Below are 17700 nucleotides of genomic sequence, written 5' to 3' on the forward strand. Positions count from 1 at the left end.
AAAGTGGCGGGTGGCGCACGGGAAAGGTTCTCGCCGGCGCCGGGAAACGCGGATTATACCAAAATCCGGCCCTGGCGGCAGTCGGCAAATTTCCTAAAATTTCAAGTATTTCAAAGACTTACGTCATGACTGAAGTTGCCTCGGCCGCACCGGCCAAATACCCCCTGACGCCTTCGGTGATGCAGGCCCTGGAGATCTCCAAGCGCGGCTGCGATGAACTGCTGATCGAGTCCGAATGGGCGCAGAAGCTGGCGCGCAGCGAGGCCACCGGTGTGCCGCTGCGCATCAAGCTGGGCCTGGACCCGACCGCGCCCGACATCCATATCGGCCATACCGTGGTGCTGAACAAGCTGCGCCAGTTGCAGGACCTCGGCCACCAGGTGATTTTCCTGATCGGCGACTTTACCTCGACCATCGGCGATCCATCGGGCCGCAACAGCACGCGCCCGCCCCTCACGCGCGAGCAGATCGAGGCCAACGCCCAGACCTACTACCGCCAGGCCAGCCTGGTGCTCGACCCGGCCCGCACCGAGATCCGCTACAACAGCGAGTGGTGCGATCCGCTGGGCGCGCGCGGCATGATCCAGCTGGCGGCCAAGTACACCGTGGCGCGCATGATGGAACGCGACGACTTCACCAAGCGCTTCCGCTCCGGGATTCCGATTTCGGTGCATGAGTTTCTCTACCCGCTGATGCAGGGCTACGACTCGGTCGCGCTGAAGTCGGACCTGGAGCTGGGCGGCACCGACCAGAAGTTCAACCTGCTGGTCGGGCGCGAGCTGCAGAAGGAATACGGCCAGGAGCCGCAGTGCATCCTGACCATGCCGCTGCTGGTGGGCCTGGACGGCGTCGAGAAGATGTCCAAGTCCAAGGGTAACTACGTCGGCGTGACCGAGGCGCCCGGCGAGATGTTCGGCAAGCTGATGAGCATCTCGGACGACCTGATGTGGCAGTACTTCACGCTGCTGTCGTTCCGCCCGATGAGCGAGATCGACCTGATGAAGCAGGAGATCGCTGCCGGCCGCAACCCGCGCGACTGCAAGGTGCTGCTGGCGCAGGAGATCGTGGCGCGCTTCCACAGCCAGGCCGATGCCGAGAAGGCGCTCGAAGACTTCAACCACCGCGCCCGCGGCGGCGTGCCGGACGAGATTCCGGCGGTGAGCCTGGACGGCGCGCCGCTGGGCATCGCGCAACTGCTCAAGCAGGCCAACCTGGTGCCGTCGACCTCGGAAGCCAATCGCAATATCGAGCAGGGCGGCGTCAAGATCGACGGCGCCACGGTGACCGACAAGGCCACTCGCGTGGCCGCGGGCACCTACGTCGTGCAGGTCGGCAAGCGCCGCTTCGCGCGCGTGACGCTGGCCTGAGGCGGCGCTCATGATCGCGCTGATCCAGCGGGTGGCCCAGGCCCGCGTCACGGTCGAAGGCCGCACCACCGGTGAGATCGGGGCCGGGCTGCTGGCGCTGGTGTGCGCCGAACGCGGCGACACCGAGGCGCAGGCCGAGCGGCTGCTGGCCAAGATGCTGTCGTATCGGGTGTTTTCCGATGCCGCCGGCAAGATGAACCTGCCGGTGCAGAACATCGATGGCAACGGCAATCCGGGCGGGCTGCTGGTGGTGTCGCAGTTCACGCTGGCCGCCGATACCAACAGCGGCACGCGCCCGAGCTTCACGCCGGCGGCCGCGCCCGAGGACGGCCGGCGCCTGTACGAGCATTTCGTCGCGCGGGCGCGCGCGGCGCATCCGCAGGTGCAGACCGGCGAGTTCGGCGCGATGATGCAGGTCAGCCTGGTCAACGACGGCCCGGTCACCTTCTGGCTGCGCGTGCCGCCGGCCTGAACCGATTCGAAGCTGCCGCGCCCTCCGGCGCGGCACCAAGACAGGAGAGACAGATGAAACTCTGGAGCAAGTCCTTCAACGACAATGCGCCGATTCCCGGCGAGTTCGCCTTCTGCGTGCCCGACGCCGCCGCCCATGTGGCCCTGTCGAACAACCGCAATCCTGACCTGCGCTGGGAGGACGCGCCGACCGAGACGCGCTCGTTCGTGCTGATCTGCCACGACCGCGACGTGCCCAGCCGGGGCGACGACGTCAACCAGGAAGGCCGCGAAGTGCCGGCCTCGCTGCCGCGCGTGGATTTCTTCCACTGGGTGCTGGTCGATATCCCGCCTGGCCTGACTTCGATCGCCGCGGGCTCGCACAGCGACGGCGTGATCGCGCGCGGCAAGCCGGGACCGGAAGCGACCGGCGGCACCGCGGCCGCGGGCGGCCTGCGCCACGGCATCAATGACTACACCGGCTGGTTTGCCGGCGATGCCGACATGAAGGGCGATTACTACGGCTATGACGGTCCGTGCCCCCCGTGGAACGACACACTGCTGCACCACTACGTGTTCACGCTGTATGCATTGGATATCGACCGGCTGCCGCTGGAGGGCACTTTTACCGGCAACCAGGTGCGCGAGGCGATCCAGGGCCACGTGCTGGCGCAGGCCAGCGTTACCGGCACCTATACGCTGAACCCGAAGGTGGCGAAGTCATCGGCGGCATGACGGCGCGCCGGTGCCGCGTACGCCGCGGTGCCGGGCTCGTGGCTTCACCCAAGCACCCGTAGTAAATCCCCGAAGGAAACGGCATGTCGCAAAGCCCCGGCCCGCATTCGCTGGCCTTTACCCACCTGATCGTGATCCGCCACGGCGAAACGGCCTGGAACCGGGAGCGCCGGCTGCAGGGCCAGCTCGACATTCCGTTGAACGAGACCGGCCATGCCCAGGCCCGCGCACTGGCGCATGCGCTGGCGGGCGAGCCGATCGATGCGGTGTATTCCAGCGACCTGTCGCGCGCGATGGCAACGGCCGCGCCGCTGGCCGAGGCGCTGGGACTGCAGGTGCGTGCCGATGCGCGGCTGCGCGAGCGCAGCTATGGCTCGCTGCAGGGCAAGACCTACGCCGAGGTGGCCGAGCACCTGCCGGAAGACTTTGCCCGCTGGCAGGCGCGCGTGCCCGACTATGCGCCGCCCGAAGGGGAATCGCTGCTGGGCTTCCACGAGCGCGCGGTCGATGCGGTGCTGGCGCTGTCGCGCCGGCATCCGGGCGAGCGCATCGCGCTTGTGGCGCACGGCGGCGTGCTCGACTGCCTGTACCGCGAGGCCACCGGCATGACGCTGGAGGCGCCACGCGAGCATGAGCTGCTCAATGCCAGCGTCAACCGGCTGCGCAGCGACAGCACCCACCTGACGCTGGCGCAGTGGGGCGATGTCAGCCATCTGGAGAATCTGGCGCTGGACGAAGTGGACCGGCGCGTACCGTAGCCGCGGCGCTAGACCCGCAGCCGGAACGGGGTGAAGTCGGTGTCGCGGTCGAAGTAGTCTTCGTCCTCGGCCCGCTTCAGGAAGCCCACCACCTTGTACGTCACCGGCGTCATCACCACTTCCCAGCCGGTCTTCAGCACGTACTGCGCCACGGCCACCTGGACCACCTGCTCCAGCGGCCAGATGCCGTAGAAGGCGATCACATAGAACAGCGACGAGTCCACCAGCTCGCCGGCCAGCGTCGAGCCGATGGTGCGCGTCCATAGCCACCGGCCGTCCGTCCACAGCTTCATCTTGGCCAGTACATAGCTGTTGGCAAAGCTGCCGCAGCAGAAGGCAATCAGCGAGCCCAGCGCGATCCGCCAGGTGTTGCCGAACACGTCCTGCAGGCTCTTCTGGTAGTCCGCCATGAACGGCGCGACCGGCATGTTCAGCACCACCACGCTCATGAAGGTGGCGAAGGCGAGCGCGGCAAAGCCGGCCCAGACCACGCGCCGGTCGCGCCCATAGCCGTAGACCTCGGTCAGCACGTCGCCGAAGATGTATGAGACCGGGAAGAACAGCACGCCCGCGCCGAAGGTGACCGTGCCGATCAGCGGCAGCGTCACCTGCGCCGCCTTGGCCGCGCCGATCAGGTTCGAGCACAGCAGCACGGTGACAAAGGCCACCATGACGAAGTCGTAGTAGCGGTAGACACGCGCGGCACGGGCCGGCCTGGCGGGTATGGCTGACATGAAGGCTCCGGTCGCGCGGGGGCGCAGTGGGTTGGGCGCGATTATGCCAGCAGGTGGGCAAGCTGGCGCGAGCCGGGCCCCGGCTGCGCGCCGCGCGCCAGAGTTCGCCCCCCCAAAAAAATTCCCGGCCGGAGCCGGGAATCTGTTCGGGAGTGGCGGCCCTGCAGTGGGCGGGACTAGCGGTGTCAGAGGTCCAGCTTGCTGATCTTGGAACCGTTCACCGAGACGTCGAACATCAGGCCGGCGTTGGTCTGCACGAATGCAATCACCGGCTGCTGGCTGGTCAGCGTATCGAGCCGGCCGTCCGCGCCGATCTTCGCCACCGCCACGTTGGCATCCGCGCCCGCCGTCCAGCCCTTGCTGGCCACGAACTTGTTGTAGGCCTCGGGCGTCATGAACATGATGATGACAGCCTTGGACTGCCCACCTGCGGTCAGCCCGACCGAGGCCTGCGTCGTGCTGTAGTAGCCGACCGTCGCGCCCTTCGAACGTAGCGCGCCCTCGCCGTATTCGGCGCCGACAATGAAGCCGCCGGCCAGTACGCGGGGGAATACCAGGACGCCCTGCGCACGCTGCGCCAGCTCGCGCGAGCCGTTAGTCGAGGAGAACAGCCGGTTCAGCGCGCCGTCGACACCCGCATCGATTTCCTGCTTCTTGGCGACCGCGTCCTTCGGCGCGCCGGTACCGGTGGTGGTGCAGCCCGCGGCCATCGCGGTGGCGACGAGCAGGCCCGACCCGGCAACCCGGGTAACAAAGTGGCGACGATTCATAGGTAACCTCCTGATGGGAAAAGTACCGCGTCTGATTCAGTGGCTCAGTTTGCTGCGGCTGCCGCGGGGGCCCTGACCGTAATGGCCACGACTTCACGGTAGACGATCTTGGCCATCTGGCCTTGCTTGATACCCTTCAGGTCGATGGCGGGGTCCTGGACCTTGACCGTGCGCAACGTCTCGCGCGGGCCGCGGAAGGTGATCAGTTGCCTGGCCGGGTCGACCTTGGTGATCTGTGCGGTCACCGTGGTGGTGATTTCGCGCATGATGCCGGGCTTGCCGCCCTCGGCCGCGCGCGTGGTGCGGTCGACCGATTCGGCCAGCGCCGTGGCCTTGCTGTCGACGGGCTCCAGCGCCGCCACCACGGCGGCGCCGCGTGCCACGGTGAGGATGTCCCCCTTGCGGATCTGGCCGAAATTGCGGGCTTCGTCGCCGGCCACCAGTTCCACCACGTTGCCGCGCGGCCCCTGGACCAGCACTGCCTTGGTCTCGGGATCGATATCGACGATCTTGCCGCTGATGACTGCTTCTTCCGCCACGCCGACCGGCGCGGGCGGGCGCTGCGCATTGGCACTGCCGGCGGCGAACGCGGTCAGGGCGAGAGCGGCGGCGAGCAGGCTGGAACACTGGCGGATCATGGCTTTCCTTGACAGGTTTGCGAAGGAGCCGTGCCCCGGCGGACACAGCCTTGCGGCACCGGGCAGGTGCCGATGAAGCCATTGTGGACAATCGGCCACCGGCCAGCAATCCACTTCGAAAAAATTTTGGGTGGGAATTTAAAACGTTTAATTGATCGCGACGTGTGCGTCATGGCGCATGTTCGCGCCGGCATGCGCTCAGGCGTCGCCGAACAAGGCGCCGGCGCCGCCGGCCGTGTCTTGCGGGCTGGCCAAGCCGAAATGGCGGTAGGCCGCCGCAGTGGCCACGCGCCCGCGCGGGGTGCGCTGCAGGTAGCCCTGCTGGATCAGATAGGGCTCGAGTACGTCCTCAATGGTGTCGCGCTCTTCGCCGATGGCCGCGGCGAGGTTGTCGACGCCGACGGGGCCGCCGCCGAACTTGTGCAGCACGGCCTCGAGCAGCTTGCGGTCCATCAGGTCGAAGCCCACGCTGTCGACGTCCAGCATGGCCAGGGCGGCATCGGCCATCGGGCGCGTAATGGTGCCGTCCCCCTTGACCTCGGCATAGTCGCGCACCCGGCGCAGCAGCCGGTTGGCGATACGCGGGGTGCCGCGCGCGCGCCGCGCGATCTCCAGCGCGCCTTGCGGATCGATGCTGGCGTGCAGCAGCTGCGCCGAGCGCGTGACGATGCGCGCCAGTTCCTCGGCGGTATAGAACTCCAGCCGCGCGACGATGCCGAAGCGGTCGCGCAGCGGGTTGGTCAGCATGCCGGCGCGCGTGGTGGCGCCCACCAGCGTGAACGGCTGCAGGTCGAGCTTGACCGAGCGCGCCGCGGGGCCCTCGCCGATCATGATGTCGATCTGGTAGTCCTCCAGCGCCGGGTACAGGATTTCCTCGACGACCGGCGAGAGCCGGTGGATTTCGTCGATGAAAAGGACGTCGTTGGCTTCCAGGTTGGTCAGCAGCGCGGCCAGGTCGCCGGGCCGCTCGAGCACCGGGCCCGAGGTCTGGCGCAGGTTGACCCCCATCTCGCGCGCGATGATGTGGGCCAGCGTGGTCTTGCCCAGCCCCGGCGGGCCGAACAGCAGCACGTGATCGAGCGCCTCGCGGCGCTTGCGCGCCGCGTGCATGAAGATGTCCAGCTGGCCGCGCACCTTTTCCTGGCCGACATACTCGTCCAGCAGCTTGGGCCGCAGTGCGCGCTCGAACGCCTCCTCCTGCGACGAGGCGGGGGTGGCGGCGATTACGCGGGCGGGGGCGGCAAGCTTGTCGGTTTCGATCATGGTGGTCAGGGGCCCGGACGGCGGCAACAATCCGCCATTCTACGCGTCCTCTGGTGGCTCAACGCTGCGGCTCAACCCTTGGACAGTGCCTTGAGCGCCAGCTTGATGCCCTCCGAGACCCCGGTGCCGGCCGGCACCTGCTTGATCGCGGCGGCGGCTTCCTTTTCCGAGTAACCCAGCGCCAGCAGCGCATTGAGCACGTCGACGGCACTGTCGGGCACCGCTGGCGCACCCGGCGCATGGCCCAGTTCGGCGCCCAGCTTGCCCTTGAGTTCCAGCAGCAGCCGCTCGGCGGTCTTCTTGCCGATGCCGGGAACGCGGGTCAGGCGCCCGGCTTCCTGCAGCGTGATGGCCTGGGCCAGCTCGGGCACGGACATGCCCGACAGCACCGCCAGCGCCATGCGCGCGCCGATGCCGGTGATCTTGATCAGTTCGCGAAAGGTGTTGCGCTCGGACGCGCTGCCGAAGCCATACAGCAGGTGCGCGTCCTCGCGCACGATCAGCTGCGTCAGCAGGGTCACCGGCTGGCCCACCGCGGGCAGGTTGTAGAAGGTGCTCATCGGCACGTCGACCTCGTAGCCGACGCCGTGGCAGTCAACCAGCAAGTGAGGAGGGTTCTTCTCGATAAGGGTGCCGGCGATGCGTCCGATCATGGTGGGGGAACAGGAGGTCAGGAAAGAAGCGGCCGCCAGTGTAGCGTGGCGGCCGCCAGGCCGGCTCAGCGCGCCGGTGTGTCGACGGCGCGCCGGCCCAGTGCCGGGTCGTCGGTGAAAAAGCCATCGATGCCGGCCGCGACGAAGGCTTGCACCTCGCGCTCCATGCCCGCCGGGCTGCGCGTGGCTTCGTCGCCGCCGGTCTGCAGCGCCTTGGGCAGGAAGCTGTTTTCCGGGCGGAAGGTGTAGGGATGGACAAACAGGCCGGCAGCATGGGCCTGGTGTACCAGCGCTGTGGGCGCTCCCAGGGCGCCTTGCGCATCACGGGGTACGACGCTGCTTTTTTCCGGGCCGATGCCGTCGGCGTAGGCCGCCACTTCGCGCAGGCCAGTCGTGTTCAGCATATCGCCGAAGGTGCGGCCATCGCCGGCCAGTTTCCAGTCGGCCGGGCCCTTGCGCGGGTTGCCGATCAGCTGAACCAGCTTGACGTTCTGCATTCCGCTGCCCAGCGTGCGGCGCAGCGCGCGCAGGCTGCCGCTTTCGAAACACTGGATAAACAGCGGCGCATTACGCAGGTATGGCTGTGCCCGCACCGCCGCAGCCAGTTTGTCCTCGAGCGGCAAGCCGATGCCGCGGAAGTAGCTCGGGTGCTTCAGTTCCGCATAGATGCCGATGGGTTTGCCGGTGCGCAGCGCGGCCTGCTCGGCGAGGCGCACGATTTCCTCGAAGGACGGCACCTCGAACTGGTCGTTCAGGCGTGCATTGGCCGGGCGCAGGCGCGGGATGCGCTCGCGCGCGCGCAGCGTCTTGAGTTCGGCCAGCGTGAAGTCTTCGGTGAACCAGCCGGTCAGGCGCTCGCCGTCGATCACCTTGGTGCGCTTGCGCTCGGCAAACTGCGGCAGTTCGGCGACGTTGGTGGTGCCGGTGATGTCGTTCTCGTGGCGCGCCACCAGCACGCCGTCGCGTGTCATGACCAGGTCGGGCTCGATCGCGTCGGCGCCGTCCTCGATCGCCTTGGCATAGGCGGCCAGTGTATGTTCGGGGCGAAGCGCGCTGGCGCCGCGATGGGCGATGACCAGCGGCTTCGGTTGCGGGGCCGCCGCAACCGGTGCGCTGGCGGCGGGTGCCGGCGCCGGCGGAGCCGGCGGTGCGGCGCGCTTGGGGCGCGGCACCGTGGCGCAGCCGGCGGCCAGCATCGCGCACGCCGCGGCGGCAGCGGTCGGCAACAGCCAGCGCCGGCAAGCGGCAACAACACGGGCAAGGCTGGCGCGCGAGCGCGGCGCGCGCAGTCGGGACTGGCTAGGCATGCGGCGTTCCTGTGATGGGTCCAAGGGCAGATTGTAAAAGACGCGGCCGCCTTCTACGGTGGCGTACTCAGCCGACCAGCCGTCCGCGCCGCACGCGCATGCCCTTGCGCACCAGGTCAGGCGCCAGGCCGGCCAGCGTGCCCAGCGTATCGCCGCCGTTGGCATGGCAGATCGCCACGCCCAGCGCGTCGGCCGCATCGCTGCCGGGCTGGCCGGGCAGCATCAGCAGCCGCGTGACCATTTCCTGCACCTGCGCCTTGTTGGCGCGGCCATAACCGACCACCGCCACCTTGAGCTGCAGCGCGGTGTACTCGAACACCGGCAGCCCGTAGCCCACCAGCCCGCAGATCGCCGCGCCGCGGGCCTGGCCGAGCAGCAGCGTGGACTGCGGGTTGACGTTGACGAAGACCTTCTCGATCGCCGCGCAATCGGGTGCGTAAGTCCGCGACACTTCGCTGATGCCGTCGTACAGCGTTTTCAGCCGTTCCGGCAGGTTGGCATTGCCGTCGCTCTTGATCGTGCCCGAGGCGATATAGGCAAGCTTGTTGCCTTGTTTCTCGATCACGCCGAAGCCGGTGGTGCGCAGGCCGGGGTCGATGCCTAGGATTCGCATGAGGTTGGGGTAGGGTGGACGCCGTTTAGTGTATTGCTTTTTGCGCGGAGGGCGCGGGCGGCGTAGCCCTTGAGGTGGGGCAAAAGTCTGCGAGGGCCCTTGAATGACCCGTTGCGGGGCTCCCTCTCCCGCAGGCGGGAGAGGGGAGCAAACCGGCGGGATGCCGGCCTGCTTAATGCCGGAAATGCCGCGTGCCCGTCAGCACCATGGCAATGCCGCGCTCGTCGGCGGCGGCGATGACTTCGTCATCGCGCATCGAGCCGCCCGGCTGGATCACGCAGGTCGCGCCCGCGTCGACCACCACGTCGAGGCCGTCGCGGAACGGGAAGAACGCGTCCGACGCCACCGCCGAGCCGGCCAGGGTCAGGCCGGCGTTCTGCGCCTTGATGCTGGCGATGCGGGCCGAATCGACGCGGCTCATCTGCCCGGCGCCCACGCCCAGCGTCATGCCGCCGCCGCAGAACACAATGGCGTTGGACTTGACGAACTTGGCCACGCGCCAGGCGAACATCAAGTCGTCCATTTCCTTCGGGGTCGGATGGCGGCGCGTCACCACGCGCAGCTCGGACGGCTGCACGTTCTTGGCGTCCGGGCTCTGCACCAGCAGGCCGCCGCCGACGCGCTTGAAGTCGAACTGGTTGATGCCCTTGCCCAGCGGGATCTCGAGCAGGCGCACGTTCTGCTTGGCCGCGAACACGGCGCGCGCGGCGGCGCTGAACGACGGCGCGATCAGCACTTCGACGAACTGCTTGGCCACCGCTTGCGCCGCGGCTTCGTCCAGCTCGACGTTGAAGGCGATGATGCCGCCGAAGGCCGAGGTCGAATCGGTCTTGAAGGCCTTGTCATACGCTTCCAGCGCATTCGTGCCCAGCGCCACGCCGCACGGGTTGGCGTGCTTGATGATGACGCAGGCGGCGCCCGCGGCGGCGTCGAACGACTTCACGCATTCCCACGCCGCATCGGCGTCGGCGATGTTGTTGTACGACAGTTCCTTGCCCTGCAGCTGCACGTAGTTGGCCAGTGCGCCGTCGACGGCCTTCAGGTCGCGGTAGAACGCGGCCGACTGGTGCGGGTTCTCGCCGTAGCGCATTTCCTGCACCTTGTCGAAGGCCAGGTTCAGCGTCTGCGGGTAGGCGCTGCGGGCCTGGTGCGACTTGTCGGCGCCCAGGCTGGTCAGGTAGTTGGTGATGGCGCCGTCGTACTGCGCGGTGTGCGCGAACACCTTGGTGGCCAGGCGGAAGTTGGTGTCGTAGCCGACGCTGTTGCCATTGGCGCGCATTTCACCGAGCACCACGGCGTAGTCGGCCGGGTCGACGATCACGGTCACGTCGCGGTGGTTCTTGGCCGCCGAGCGCAGCATGGTCGGGCCGCCGATGTCGATGTTCTCGATCGCGTCCGGCAGGGTGCAGTCATCCTTGGCCACGGTCTGCTGGAACGGGTACAGGTTGACCACCAGCAGGTCGATGGTGGGGATGTTGTGCTCGGCCAGCGCGGCCATGTGCTCGGGCAGGTCGCGGCGCGCCAGGATGCCGCCGTGAACCTTGGGATGCAGCGTCTTGACGCGGCCGTCGAGCATTTCCGGGAAGCCGGTGTAGTCGGCCACCTCCGTCACGGGCAGGCCGCTGTCGGCCAGCAGCTTGGCGGTGCCGCCGGTGGAAAGCAGCGTGACGCCGAGCGCGTTCAGTTCGCGCGCGAAATCGACGATGCCGGTCTTGTCGGAAACGGAGAGTAGGGCTTGCTTGATCATGGCAGTGGGAAACGCTTCAAATTCAAAGTAAACCGTGCTGCTGCAGCTTCTTGCGCAGCGTATTGCGATTGATGCCCAGATAGGCGGCCGCCAGCGACTGGTTGCGCTCGGCGCGCACCATCACGGCTTCCAGCAGCGGCCGTTCGACCGCCTCGAGCACCATGTTGTACATATTCGACGGCTCTTCGCCGTCCAGGTCGCGAAAGTACGTATCCAGGCTTTCCCGGATGCACTGGTCGATAGCGTTGCGGCTCATGCGGCAAGCAACTCCCCGTTTTTGTTGTTGTTCGCTTCGTCTTTGTCTTGCGCGGCGTCGTCGACATACACCAGCCGGTCGGAGATCTGCGCCTGCTCGTCGAAGAACGCGTTGACCGCCGCCAGTTGCTCGGCGGTGCTTTCCAGCGTGTTCATGCGGTGGCGGAACAGGTTGGCGCCGCGCAGCCCGCGCGTGTACCAGGCGATGTGCTTGCGCGCGGTGCGCACGCCGGTGAACTCGCCATAGAACGCGTAGTGGTCTTCCAGGTGCGCGTTCATGATGGCACGGATCTCGGCCACTTCCGGCGACGGCAGCATTTCGCCGGTCTTCAGGAAGTGCTCGATCTCGCGGAACAGCCAGGGCCGGCCCTGCGCCGCGCGGCCGATCATGAGCGCGTCGGCGCCCGTCAGCGCCAGCACCTGCCTGGCCTTCTGCGGCGTGGTGATGTCGCCGTTGGCGACCACCGGGATCGACACCGCTGCCTTGACCGCGGCAATGGTCTCGTACTCGGCGTCGCCGTGGTACAGGTCGGCGCGGGTGCGGCCGTGGATGGTCAGCATGCTGATGCCGGCGTCCTCGACCAGGCGCGCGACGCGCAGCGCATTGCGGTTGTCGCGGTTCCAGCCGGTGCGGATCTTGAGCGTGACCGGCACGCGCTCGCCGACCGCGGCGACCACCGCCTCGACGATGCGCACCACCAGCGGCTCGTTCTGCAGCAGCGCCGAGCCGGCGGCGACGTTGCACACCTTCTTGGCCGGGCAGCCCATGTTGATGTCGATGATCTGCGCGCCGCGGTCGACGTTGTAGCGCGCGGCCTCGGCCATCATCGACGGCTCGGCGCCGGCGATCTGCACCGCGATGGGCTCGACCTCGCCGGCGTGGTTGGCGCGGCGCATGGTCTTCTCGCTCTTCCACAGCTGGGCATTGGACGCCACCATTTCCGACACCGCGTAGCCCGCGCCGAGCTGCTTGCACAGCTGGCGGAAGGGCCGGTCCGTCACGCCCGCCATCGGGGCGACAAACAGGTTGTTGCGGAGTTGGTGAGGTCCGATCTGCACGACGGTTGGGCGGCGCCTGGGGCGCGGTTGGCGGTTCTGGTGGCCCGTCCTGGCGGCCCCGCCTTCACGGTGCAACAGGCGCCGCGACGGATCGGGACAGCCTGCTCTGAGGCTGGAACGAAACAGAGACGAAACGGAAAAACATGCCCCCTGCTGAAACAGCTGCCAGCGGTGGATCGGGACATGTGCGAGGGCAGGATTCTACCGCCAATCGGTCGCGATTGCCCAAGATTTGAGCATGCGCCGCGCATGGCGGCGCGGGCCGTGGCGCCATGCCACGCTGGCAGTGGCGCAAGCGCCACTGCCATCAAGGGGTACCAGTTCAGCGGCGCATCCCAAACATCATGTGGCGCGCCAGCGCGTGGCGCAGCGGCGGCAGGCATGCCAGCGCCGCCAGCGACGCGCCGCGCGCATGGGCCGCGAGCGGAAAGCCCACGCCGAAGACGCGCGGCAGCAGGTCAGTCACGCCGATGGTGACGGCGCGGTCCAGCCGGTGCCGGCTGGCGAACGCCTGCAGCGCTTGCGGGGTGCAGGCGCCGCGCAGCGAGTCGGCCAGCGCAAACGCATCGCGCAGGCCCAGGTTCAGGCCTTGTCCGGCGACCGGATGCAGCGTTTGCGCGGCGTTGCCGACGGCCACCACGCGCCCGTTGACCGTCACCGGCGCGGCGTTCAGTCCCAGCGGGAAGGCATGGCGCTTGCCCGCCAGTGTGAACTGGCCCATGCGGTCGCCGAAGGCGCGGCCGAGTTCGGCGGCAAACTGGGCTTCCGGCAGCGCGATCCGCCGCGCAGCCTGGTCTGGCGGGCAGCACCACACCAGCGCATAGCCTGGCGTGCCGTGTTCCTCATGCGGCAGCAGCGCCAGCGGGCCTTCCTCGGTAAAGCGCTCCCAGGCCCAGCCGGGCTGCGGGCGGGAGCAGGTCACATGGGCGATCACCGCGGTCTGGCGGTAGTCGCGCGTGCGCGCGCCGCGGCCCTGGTGCGCGGCCTGCTCGTGGAACAGGCCGCCCTCGGCCTGGACCGCCAGGCGTGCGGCAAAACTTGCCGGCTGGCCGTCGTGGCCGGTGCCGCTCAGCCGCACCAGGCCGGCATCGGCCGGGTCCGCGCCGCGTGGCACGGGATCCTGTTCGATCCGCTCGATGCGGGTCTCGAAGACGCGCCGCAGCCGGCCTTCTCCGGCCGCCTGCCCGGCCTGGGCCAGCGCCCGCTCCAGCACGTTGCACAGGTCGCCGTAGCGCACCACGTAGCCGAGCGCCGGCACGCCGTAGTCGTCATGGTGCAGCCGGACATGGCCGAAGCGCCCGCGCTGCGACACATGGATATGCTCGATCGGGCTGCCCGGCACCGGCCAGGCACCGATCTGCTCAAGCAGTTGGCGGCTGCCGTGCGACAGCGCGATCGCGCGCGGGTCGCGCGCCGCGCGCGCCGGCGTGGCGGCGTCGATCAGCGCGAGGCGCCAGCTGGTGGTCCGCAACAGCTGGCAGGCCAGCGCCAGGCCGACCGGGCCGCCGCCGACGATGGCGACATCGGCGGGGCCGTGAAAATCAGGCTGCGCCGCCGGCATCGTCACTGCCTCCTGCGTGGCCAGCGTTGGTCCCGGCCCGGGCGTCGGCGCTGCGCTTCCAGCAGATCGCGTCCGAGCGCGACTTGCCCGCCGCGGCATCGCGCAGCGCGTTGTCGAGCTTCTGGTCGTTGAAGCCCGGCAGCGCGCGCAACTGCTGCAGCAGGGCCGCATGGTTGGCGGCATCGAGCGGCACCACGCAGCCCTGGCCCGAACCCGGCTCGCCGATCAGGATCATCCAGGCGGTGCCGGCCCACGGCGCACGGTCGGAGACCCGCACCACCACGCGCTCGAGCACGTCCCACGCGACTTCCTCGCGCTGGCCGTCGGGGCGGTGCACTACCACGCGGTCGTCGTAGAGGTTGATGATGAACGGTTCGGTCGGATCGGGGCGGCGGGCGCTGCCAGCCTGGTTGCCGGCGCCGGCCTGGCCCGGCAGGATCCTGCGCAGCCAGCTGATCATTGCGGGCCTCCTGCGGTGGCGCGGTCGCGCATCAGCGCTTCGATCTCGTCGGCCAGCACGGGCACGCCGCGCGTGATCAGCTCGCAGTCGCCATCGGTGACCACGGCGTCGTCCTCGATGCGGATGCCGATATGCCAGTAGCGCTCGGGCACGTCCTCGGCCGGGCGCACATAGATGCCGGGCTCGATGGTCAGCACCATGCCGGGCTGCAGCGGCCGCCACGGGCGCTCGCCCTCGCCGCTGTGGCTGGCGACGCGGTATTCGCCCACGTCGTGCACGTCCATGCCCAGCCAGTGGCCGGTGCGGTGCATGTAGAAGCGGCGGTAGCTGCCGCTGGCCAGCACGTCGTCGAGCGTGCCCTCTTTGTTGCGGTCGAGCAGGCCGGTATCGAGCATGCCTTGCGCCAGCACGCGCACGGCGGCGTCATGCGGCACGTTGTAGGGCACGCCGGCGCGGGTCTCGGCGATGGCGGCCTGCTGCGCGGCCACCACCAGGTCATACAGCTCGCGCTGCGCCGGCGAAAAGCGGCCCGAGACCGGGAAGGTGCGCGTGATGTCCGAGGCGTAGCCATCGAACTCGCAGCCGGCATCGATCAGGCACAGGTCGCCGTCCTTCAGTTCGGCCGGGCCGGCGCGGTAGTGCAGCACGCAGGCGTTCGGGCCGGCGGCGACGATCGAGTTGTAGGCCACGCTCTGCGCGCCATGGCGGCGGAATTCATAGAGCAGTTCCGCCTCGAGGTGGTATTCGCGCAGGCCGGCGCGGGTGGCCTGCATCGCGCGCACATGCGCGCCGGCGGAAATCGCCGCGGCGCGGCGCATGGTGGCCAGCTCGCCGGCGTCCTTGAACAGCCGCATTTCATCGAGCAGCGTGCGGATGTCGAGGGCCACCGCCGGCGCGGCCACGCCGGCGCGGCCCTGCATGCGCACCGCGTCGAGCCAGCGGCGCATCTGCATGTCGGTGCGGATCGAATCGGCCAGCGGGTAGGCCAGCTGCGCGCGGTTGGCCAGCAGCGGCGGCAGCGCCGCGTCGATCTCTTCGACCGAATGCGCTTCGTCGAAGCCGAACGCGGCGCGCGCGCCTTCGGGGCCGAAGCGGAACCCGTCCCAGATCTCGCGCTCTTCATGCTTGGGGCGGCAGAACAGGATGCTGCGGTCGGCCTCGGCCGGATCGCCGGGCGCGCCGGCTACCAGCACCAGCACCGCTTCGGGCTCGGTGAAGCCGCTCAGGTAATAGAAATAGCTGTCGTGCCGGTACGGATAGTCGCTGTCGCGATTGCGCATGGCTTCCGGCGCGGTGGGCAGGATCGCCACGCCGCCGCCGCCGGCGCGCAGGTGCTGCAGCACACGGGCGCGGCGGTCGCGGCAGGCGGCGAGGAGGGCGGTGTCGGGTGCGGACATGGTCAGGCCTGGTAGAAAGGATCAGGCCGATTCTACCGCCGCTGGCGGCGCAGCTGCGCCAGTGGAGCGAAAGTCGCGCGCTAGCGTCCTTGTGCGGCCGACAGCATGGCGTCGAGCTCGCCCAGCTGCGCCGGCGTGCCCACGTTCTCCCAGCGTCCGTCGAAGCGCTCGCCGGTGGCGGTGCCGGCGGCGATGCAGGCATGGTAGATCGGCGTCATGGCCACCCGCGTGCCCGGGGCGATATCGGTAAACAGCCGGGTGTCGTAGAGCCCGATATTGCCGAAGGTGAGGCGCGTGCCGGTGGCTGCGTCGGCGTCCAGCGATAACCGGCCTTGCCCATCCAGCCCGAAATCACCGCGCGGATGGAACGGCGGGTTCGGTACCATCACCAGGTGCATGTGCGGCGCGGCCGCGCCCGCCAGCGCCTGCGCGCGCGGCAGCAGCGCGCGGAAGTCATAGTCGCAGAAGATGTCGCCGGACACGGCCAGGAAGATTTCGCCGCGCGCCGGGTCGTGCGACAGCAGCGGCAGGGCCCGGGCGATGCCGCCTGCCGTTTCCAGCGCTTCGCCTTCGGCCGAATAGGCGATGCGCACGCCGAAGCGGCTGCCGTCGCCGAGGGCGGCTTCGATCTGCCCGCCCAGCCAGGCGTGGTTGATGACGATGTCGCGCAGCCCCGCGCGCGCCAGCGCTTCGATCTTCCAGGCAATCAGCGGCTTGCCGCCCACCGTCAGCAGTGGCTTCGGGCAGGTATCGGTCAGCGGACGCATGCGGTCGCCGCGGCCGGCGGCGAAGATCATGGTCTTCATCAGAACAGGGCCTCCAGGGCAAGCAGCGTGGCCATGCCGCCGGCAATGGTCCAGCCCACGCTGCGGGTTCGTGCGGCAATCAGGATGGCGACCACGCCGGCCACCAGCCTGGCGTTGGTCGGGGTCAGGGCGAGTTCGCCCTGCTGCATCAGCAGGTCAGGGGCGATCAGCGCCGACAGCATTGCGGCCGGCACGAACTGCAGCGCGGTGCGGAACCACGACGGCAGCCGCACGCGGCCTTCGACGGCGATGAACGACAGGCGGATCAGGAAGGTGGCCAGGCCCGCAGCCAGGAAGACCCACAGCAGTGTCAGGGCCTTCATGCGGCCTCCTTGCCGGCAGTGCCGGTGCCGGTGTCGGCGTCGGTGGCATGGCTGGCCACACGCGGTCCGGGCCGGTTGCCGCGTCCCAGCACCAGCATGCCCGCGGCGATGCCGCCGAGTGCCGCCACCATCAGCCCAAGCTTGTGCGGCAGGCCGTAGCAGGCCACCGCCAGCGCGCTGGCGGCCAGCGCCGCGGCGACGTGCGAGCGGTGCCTCAGGCCCGGCACGATGATGCCGATAAAAGTCAGCGGCAGGAAGAAATCCAGCGGCCAGTCGCGCGGCACCTGGGCGCCGACCAGCACGCCGGCCAGCGTCGACAGCTGCCAGCTGGCCCACAGCGCGAAGCCGCCGCCAAAGTAATACCAGTGCCGGTAGCGGGCACGCGGGCCGGTGTCGCCCAGCCGGTGCGTCATCGCGGCAAAGGCCTCGTCGGTCAGCAGGTAGGCGATCAGCGCCTTCCAGCGCCGCGGCAGGTGCGCCAGCGTCGGCGCGATGGTGGCGGAATACAGGGCGTGGCGCAGGTTGACCATGGCCACCGTCAGCGTGATCACCACCGCCGGGGTGCCGGCGCTCCACAGCTGCGTCAGGATCATCTGCGAGGCACCGCCGAACACGATCGCGCTCATCGCGCAGGCCAGCCATGCGGGCATGCCGGCGCTGACCGCCAGCACGCCGTAGATCAGGCCGAACGGCACCACGCCCAGCAGCATCGGCGCGAGCGCGCGCGCGCCGGCCAGCCATTCGCCGGCGGCGGTGATGGCAGGCGCGGTACTGTCGTCCGGACCGGGGGCGTCGGCGCGCATG

At 69.0% G+C, this 17700-nt stretch carries 20 protein-coding genes; 4 read left to right on the forward strand and 16 right to left on the reverse strand.

Features of this window, described 5'->3' with window-relative positions; translation table 11 throughout:
• Positions 1 to 125 precede the first annotated feature (125 nt).
• The 4 genes from tyrS to ACOCMH_RS19130 all read left to right on the forward strand — a co-directional run bounded on the left by tyrS (position 126) and on the right by ACOCMH_RS19130 (position 3310).
• Positions 126 to 1367 (forward strand): tyrosine--tRNA ligase, encoded by a 1242-nt coding sequence (tyrS, locus tag ACOCMH_RS19115; RefSeq protein ID WP_427312533.1) that lies wholly within the window; start codon positions 126 to 128, stop codon positions 1365 to 1367.
• 10 nt (positions 1368 to 1377) lie between these two features.
• Complete coding sequence (gene dtd / locus ACOCMH_RS19120) at positions 1378 to 1839, forward strand: D-aminoacyl-tRNA deacylase (RefSeq protein WP_427312534.1); 462 nt, start codon at positions 1378 to 1380, stop codon at positions 1837 to 1839.
• A 53-nt stretch (positions 1840 to 1892) separates the two neighbouring features.
• Entirely contained in the window at positions 1893 to 2552 is a 660-nt protein-coding gene (locus ACOCMH_RS19125; RefSeq protein WP_427312535.1) for a YbhB/YbcL family Raf kinase inhibitor-like protein, read from the forward strand.
• A gap of 83 nt (positions 2553 to 2635) precedes the next feature.
• On the forward strand, positions 2636 to 3310 hold the full coding sequence (locus tag ACOCMH_RS19130; RefSeq protein ID WP_427312536.1) for a histidine phosphatase family protein: 675 nt from the start codon (positions 2636 to 2638) through the stop codon (positions 3308 to 3310).
• Positions 3311 to 3318: 8 nt separating this feature from the next.
• Here ACOCMH_RS19130 and ACOCMH_RS19135 read toward each other — a convergent pair whose 3' ends face one another.
• The 16 genes from ACOCMH_RS19135 to ACOCMH_RS19210 form a co-directional block, all read right to left on the reverse strand.
• On the reverse strand, positions 3319 to 4044 hold the full coding sequence (locus ACOCMH_RS19135; RefSeq protein ID WP_427312537.1) for a queuosine precursor transporter: 726 nt from the start codon (positions 4042 to 4044) through the stop codon (positions 3319 to 3321).
• Between the two features lie 185 nt (positions 4045 to 4229).
• Positions 4230 to 4814 carry a BPSL1445 family SYLF domain-containing lipoprotein gene (locus ACOCMH_RS19140; RefSeq protein WP_427312538.1) on the reverse strand — a complete coding sequence of 195 codons (585 nt, stop codon included), beginning with the start codon at positions 4812 to 4814 and terminating at the stop codon, positions 4230 to 4232.
• A gap of 44 nt (positions 4815 to 4858) precedes the next feature.
• A complete protein-coding gene (locus ACOCMH_RS19145) occupies positions 4859 to 5452 on the reverse strand; it encodes a hypothetical protein (RefSeq protein WP_427312539.1) in 594 nt (197 codons plus the stop codon).
• A gap of 198 nt (positions 5453 to 5650) precedes the next feature.
• A complete protein-coding gene (gene ruvB, locus ACOCMH_RS19150; RefSeq protein WP_427312540.1) occupies positions 5651 to 6715 on the reverse strand; it encodes a Holliday junction branch migration DNA helicase RuvB in 1065 nt (354 codons plus the stop codon).
• A gap of 71 nt (positions 6716 to 6786) precedes the next feature.
• Entirely contained in the window at positions 6787 to 7368 is a 582-nt protein-coding gene (gene ruvA, locus ACOCMH_RS19155; RefSeq protein ID WP_427312541.1) for a Holliday junction branch migration protein RuvA, read from the reverse strand.
• 65 nt (positions 7369 to 7433) lie between these two features.
• The gene (locus ACOCMH_RS19160) at positions 7434 to 8675 is read right to left on the reverse strand and encodes a glycerophosphodiester phosphodiesterase (protein WP_427312542.1); all 1242 of its coding nucleotides are present in this window, start codon (positions 8673 to 8675) and stop codon (positions 7434 to 7436) included.
• 67 nt (positions 8676 to 8742) lie between these two features.
• Positions 8743 to 9288: a crossover junction endodeoxyribonuclease RuvC gene (ruvC, locus tag ACOCMH_RS19165; RefSeq protein ID WP_012351785.1), complete on the reverse strand. Its 546-nt coding sequence runs from the start codon at positions 9286 to 9288 to the stop codon at positions 8743 to 8745.
• A gap of 172 nt (positions 9289 to 9460) precedes the next feature.
• Positions 9461 to 11035, reverse strand: a complete 1575-nt coding sequence (gene purH, locus ACOCMH_RS19170) for a bifunctional phosphoribosylaminoimidazolecarboxamide formyltransferase/IMP cyclohydrolase (protein ID WP_427312543.1) — start codon at positions 11033 to 11035, stop codon at positions 9461 to 9463.
• A gap of 22 nt (positions 11036 to 11057) precedes the next feature.
• A complete protein-coding gene (locus ACOCMH_RS19175; protein WP_010813887.1) occupies positions 11058 to 11291 on the reverse strand; it encodes a Fis family transcriptional regulator in 234 nt (77 codons plus the stop codon).
• On the reverse strand, positions 11288 to 12349 hold the full coding sequence (gene dusB / locus ACOCMH_RS19180) for a tRNA dihydrouridine synthase DusB (RefSeq protein ID WP_427312544.1): 1062 nt from the start codon (positions 12347 to 12349) through the stop codon (positions 11288 to 11290). The genes ACOCMH_RS19175 and dusB overlap by 4 nt, the downstream gene beginning before the upstream one ends.
• Before the next feature lie 322 nt (positions 12350 to 12671).
• Positions 12672 to 13910 carry a UbiH/UbiF/VisC/COQ6 family ubiquinone biosynthesis hydroxylase gene (locus ACOCMH_RS19185; RefSeq protein WP_427313321.1) on the reverse strand — a complete coding sequence of 413 codons (1239 nt, stop codon included), beginning with the start codon at positions 13908 to 13910 and terminating at the stop codon, positions 12672 to 12674.
• Complete coding sequence (locus tag ACOCMH_RS19190; protein ID WP_427312545.1) at positions 13891 to 14370, reverse strand: hypothetical protein; 480 nt, start codon at positions 14368 to 14370, stop codon at positions 13891 to 13893. Before ACOCMH_RS19190 ends, ACOCMH_RS19185 begins: the two co-directional genes overlap by 20 nt.
• Entirely contained in the window at positions 14367 to 15767 is a 1401-nt protein-coding gene (locus tag ACOCMH_RS19195) for an aminopeptidase P N-terminal domain-containing protein (RefSeq protein ID WP_427312546.1), read from the reverse strand. The genes ACOCMH_RS19190 and ACOCMH_RS19195 overlap by 4 nt, the downstream gene beginning before the upstream one ends.
• Before the next feature lie 80 nt (positions 15768 to 15847).
• Positions 15848 to 16573: an N-acetylmuramate alpha-1-phosphate uridylyltransferase MurU gene (gene murU / locus ACOCMH_RS19200; protein WP_427312547.1), complete on the reverse strand. Its 726-nt coding sequence runs from the start codon at positions 16571 to 16573 to the stop codon at positions 15848 to 15850.
• On the reverse strand, positions 16573 to 16896 hold the full coding sequence (locus ACOCMH_RS19205; RefSeq protein WP_427312548.1) for an AzlD domain-containing protein: 324 nt from the start codon (positions 16894 to 16896) through the stop codon (positions 16573 to 16575). The genes murU and ACOCMH_RS19205 overlap by 1 nt, the downstream gene beginning before the upstream one ends.
• Entirely contained in the window at positions 16893 to 17699 is an 807-nt protein-coding gene (locus ACOCMH_RS19210; protein ID WP_427312549.1) for an AzlC family ABC transporter permease, read from the reverse strand. The genes ACOCMH_RS19205 and ACOCMH_RS19210 overlap by 4 nt, the downstream gene beginning before the upstream one ends.
• Between the last annotated feature and the right edge of the window lies 1 nt (position 17700).

Origin of the sequence: Cupriavidus sp. H39, from assembly GCF_050271075.1 — a bacterium.
GTDB lineage: Bacteria > Pseudomonadota > Gammaproteobacteria > Burkholderiales > Burkholderiaceae > Cupriavidus > Cupriavidus necator_B.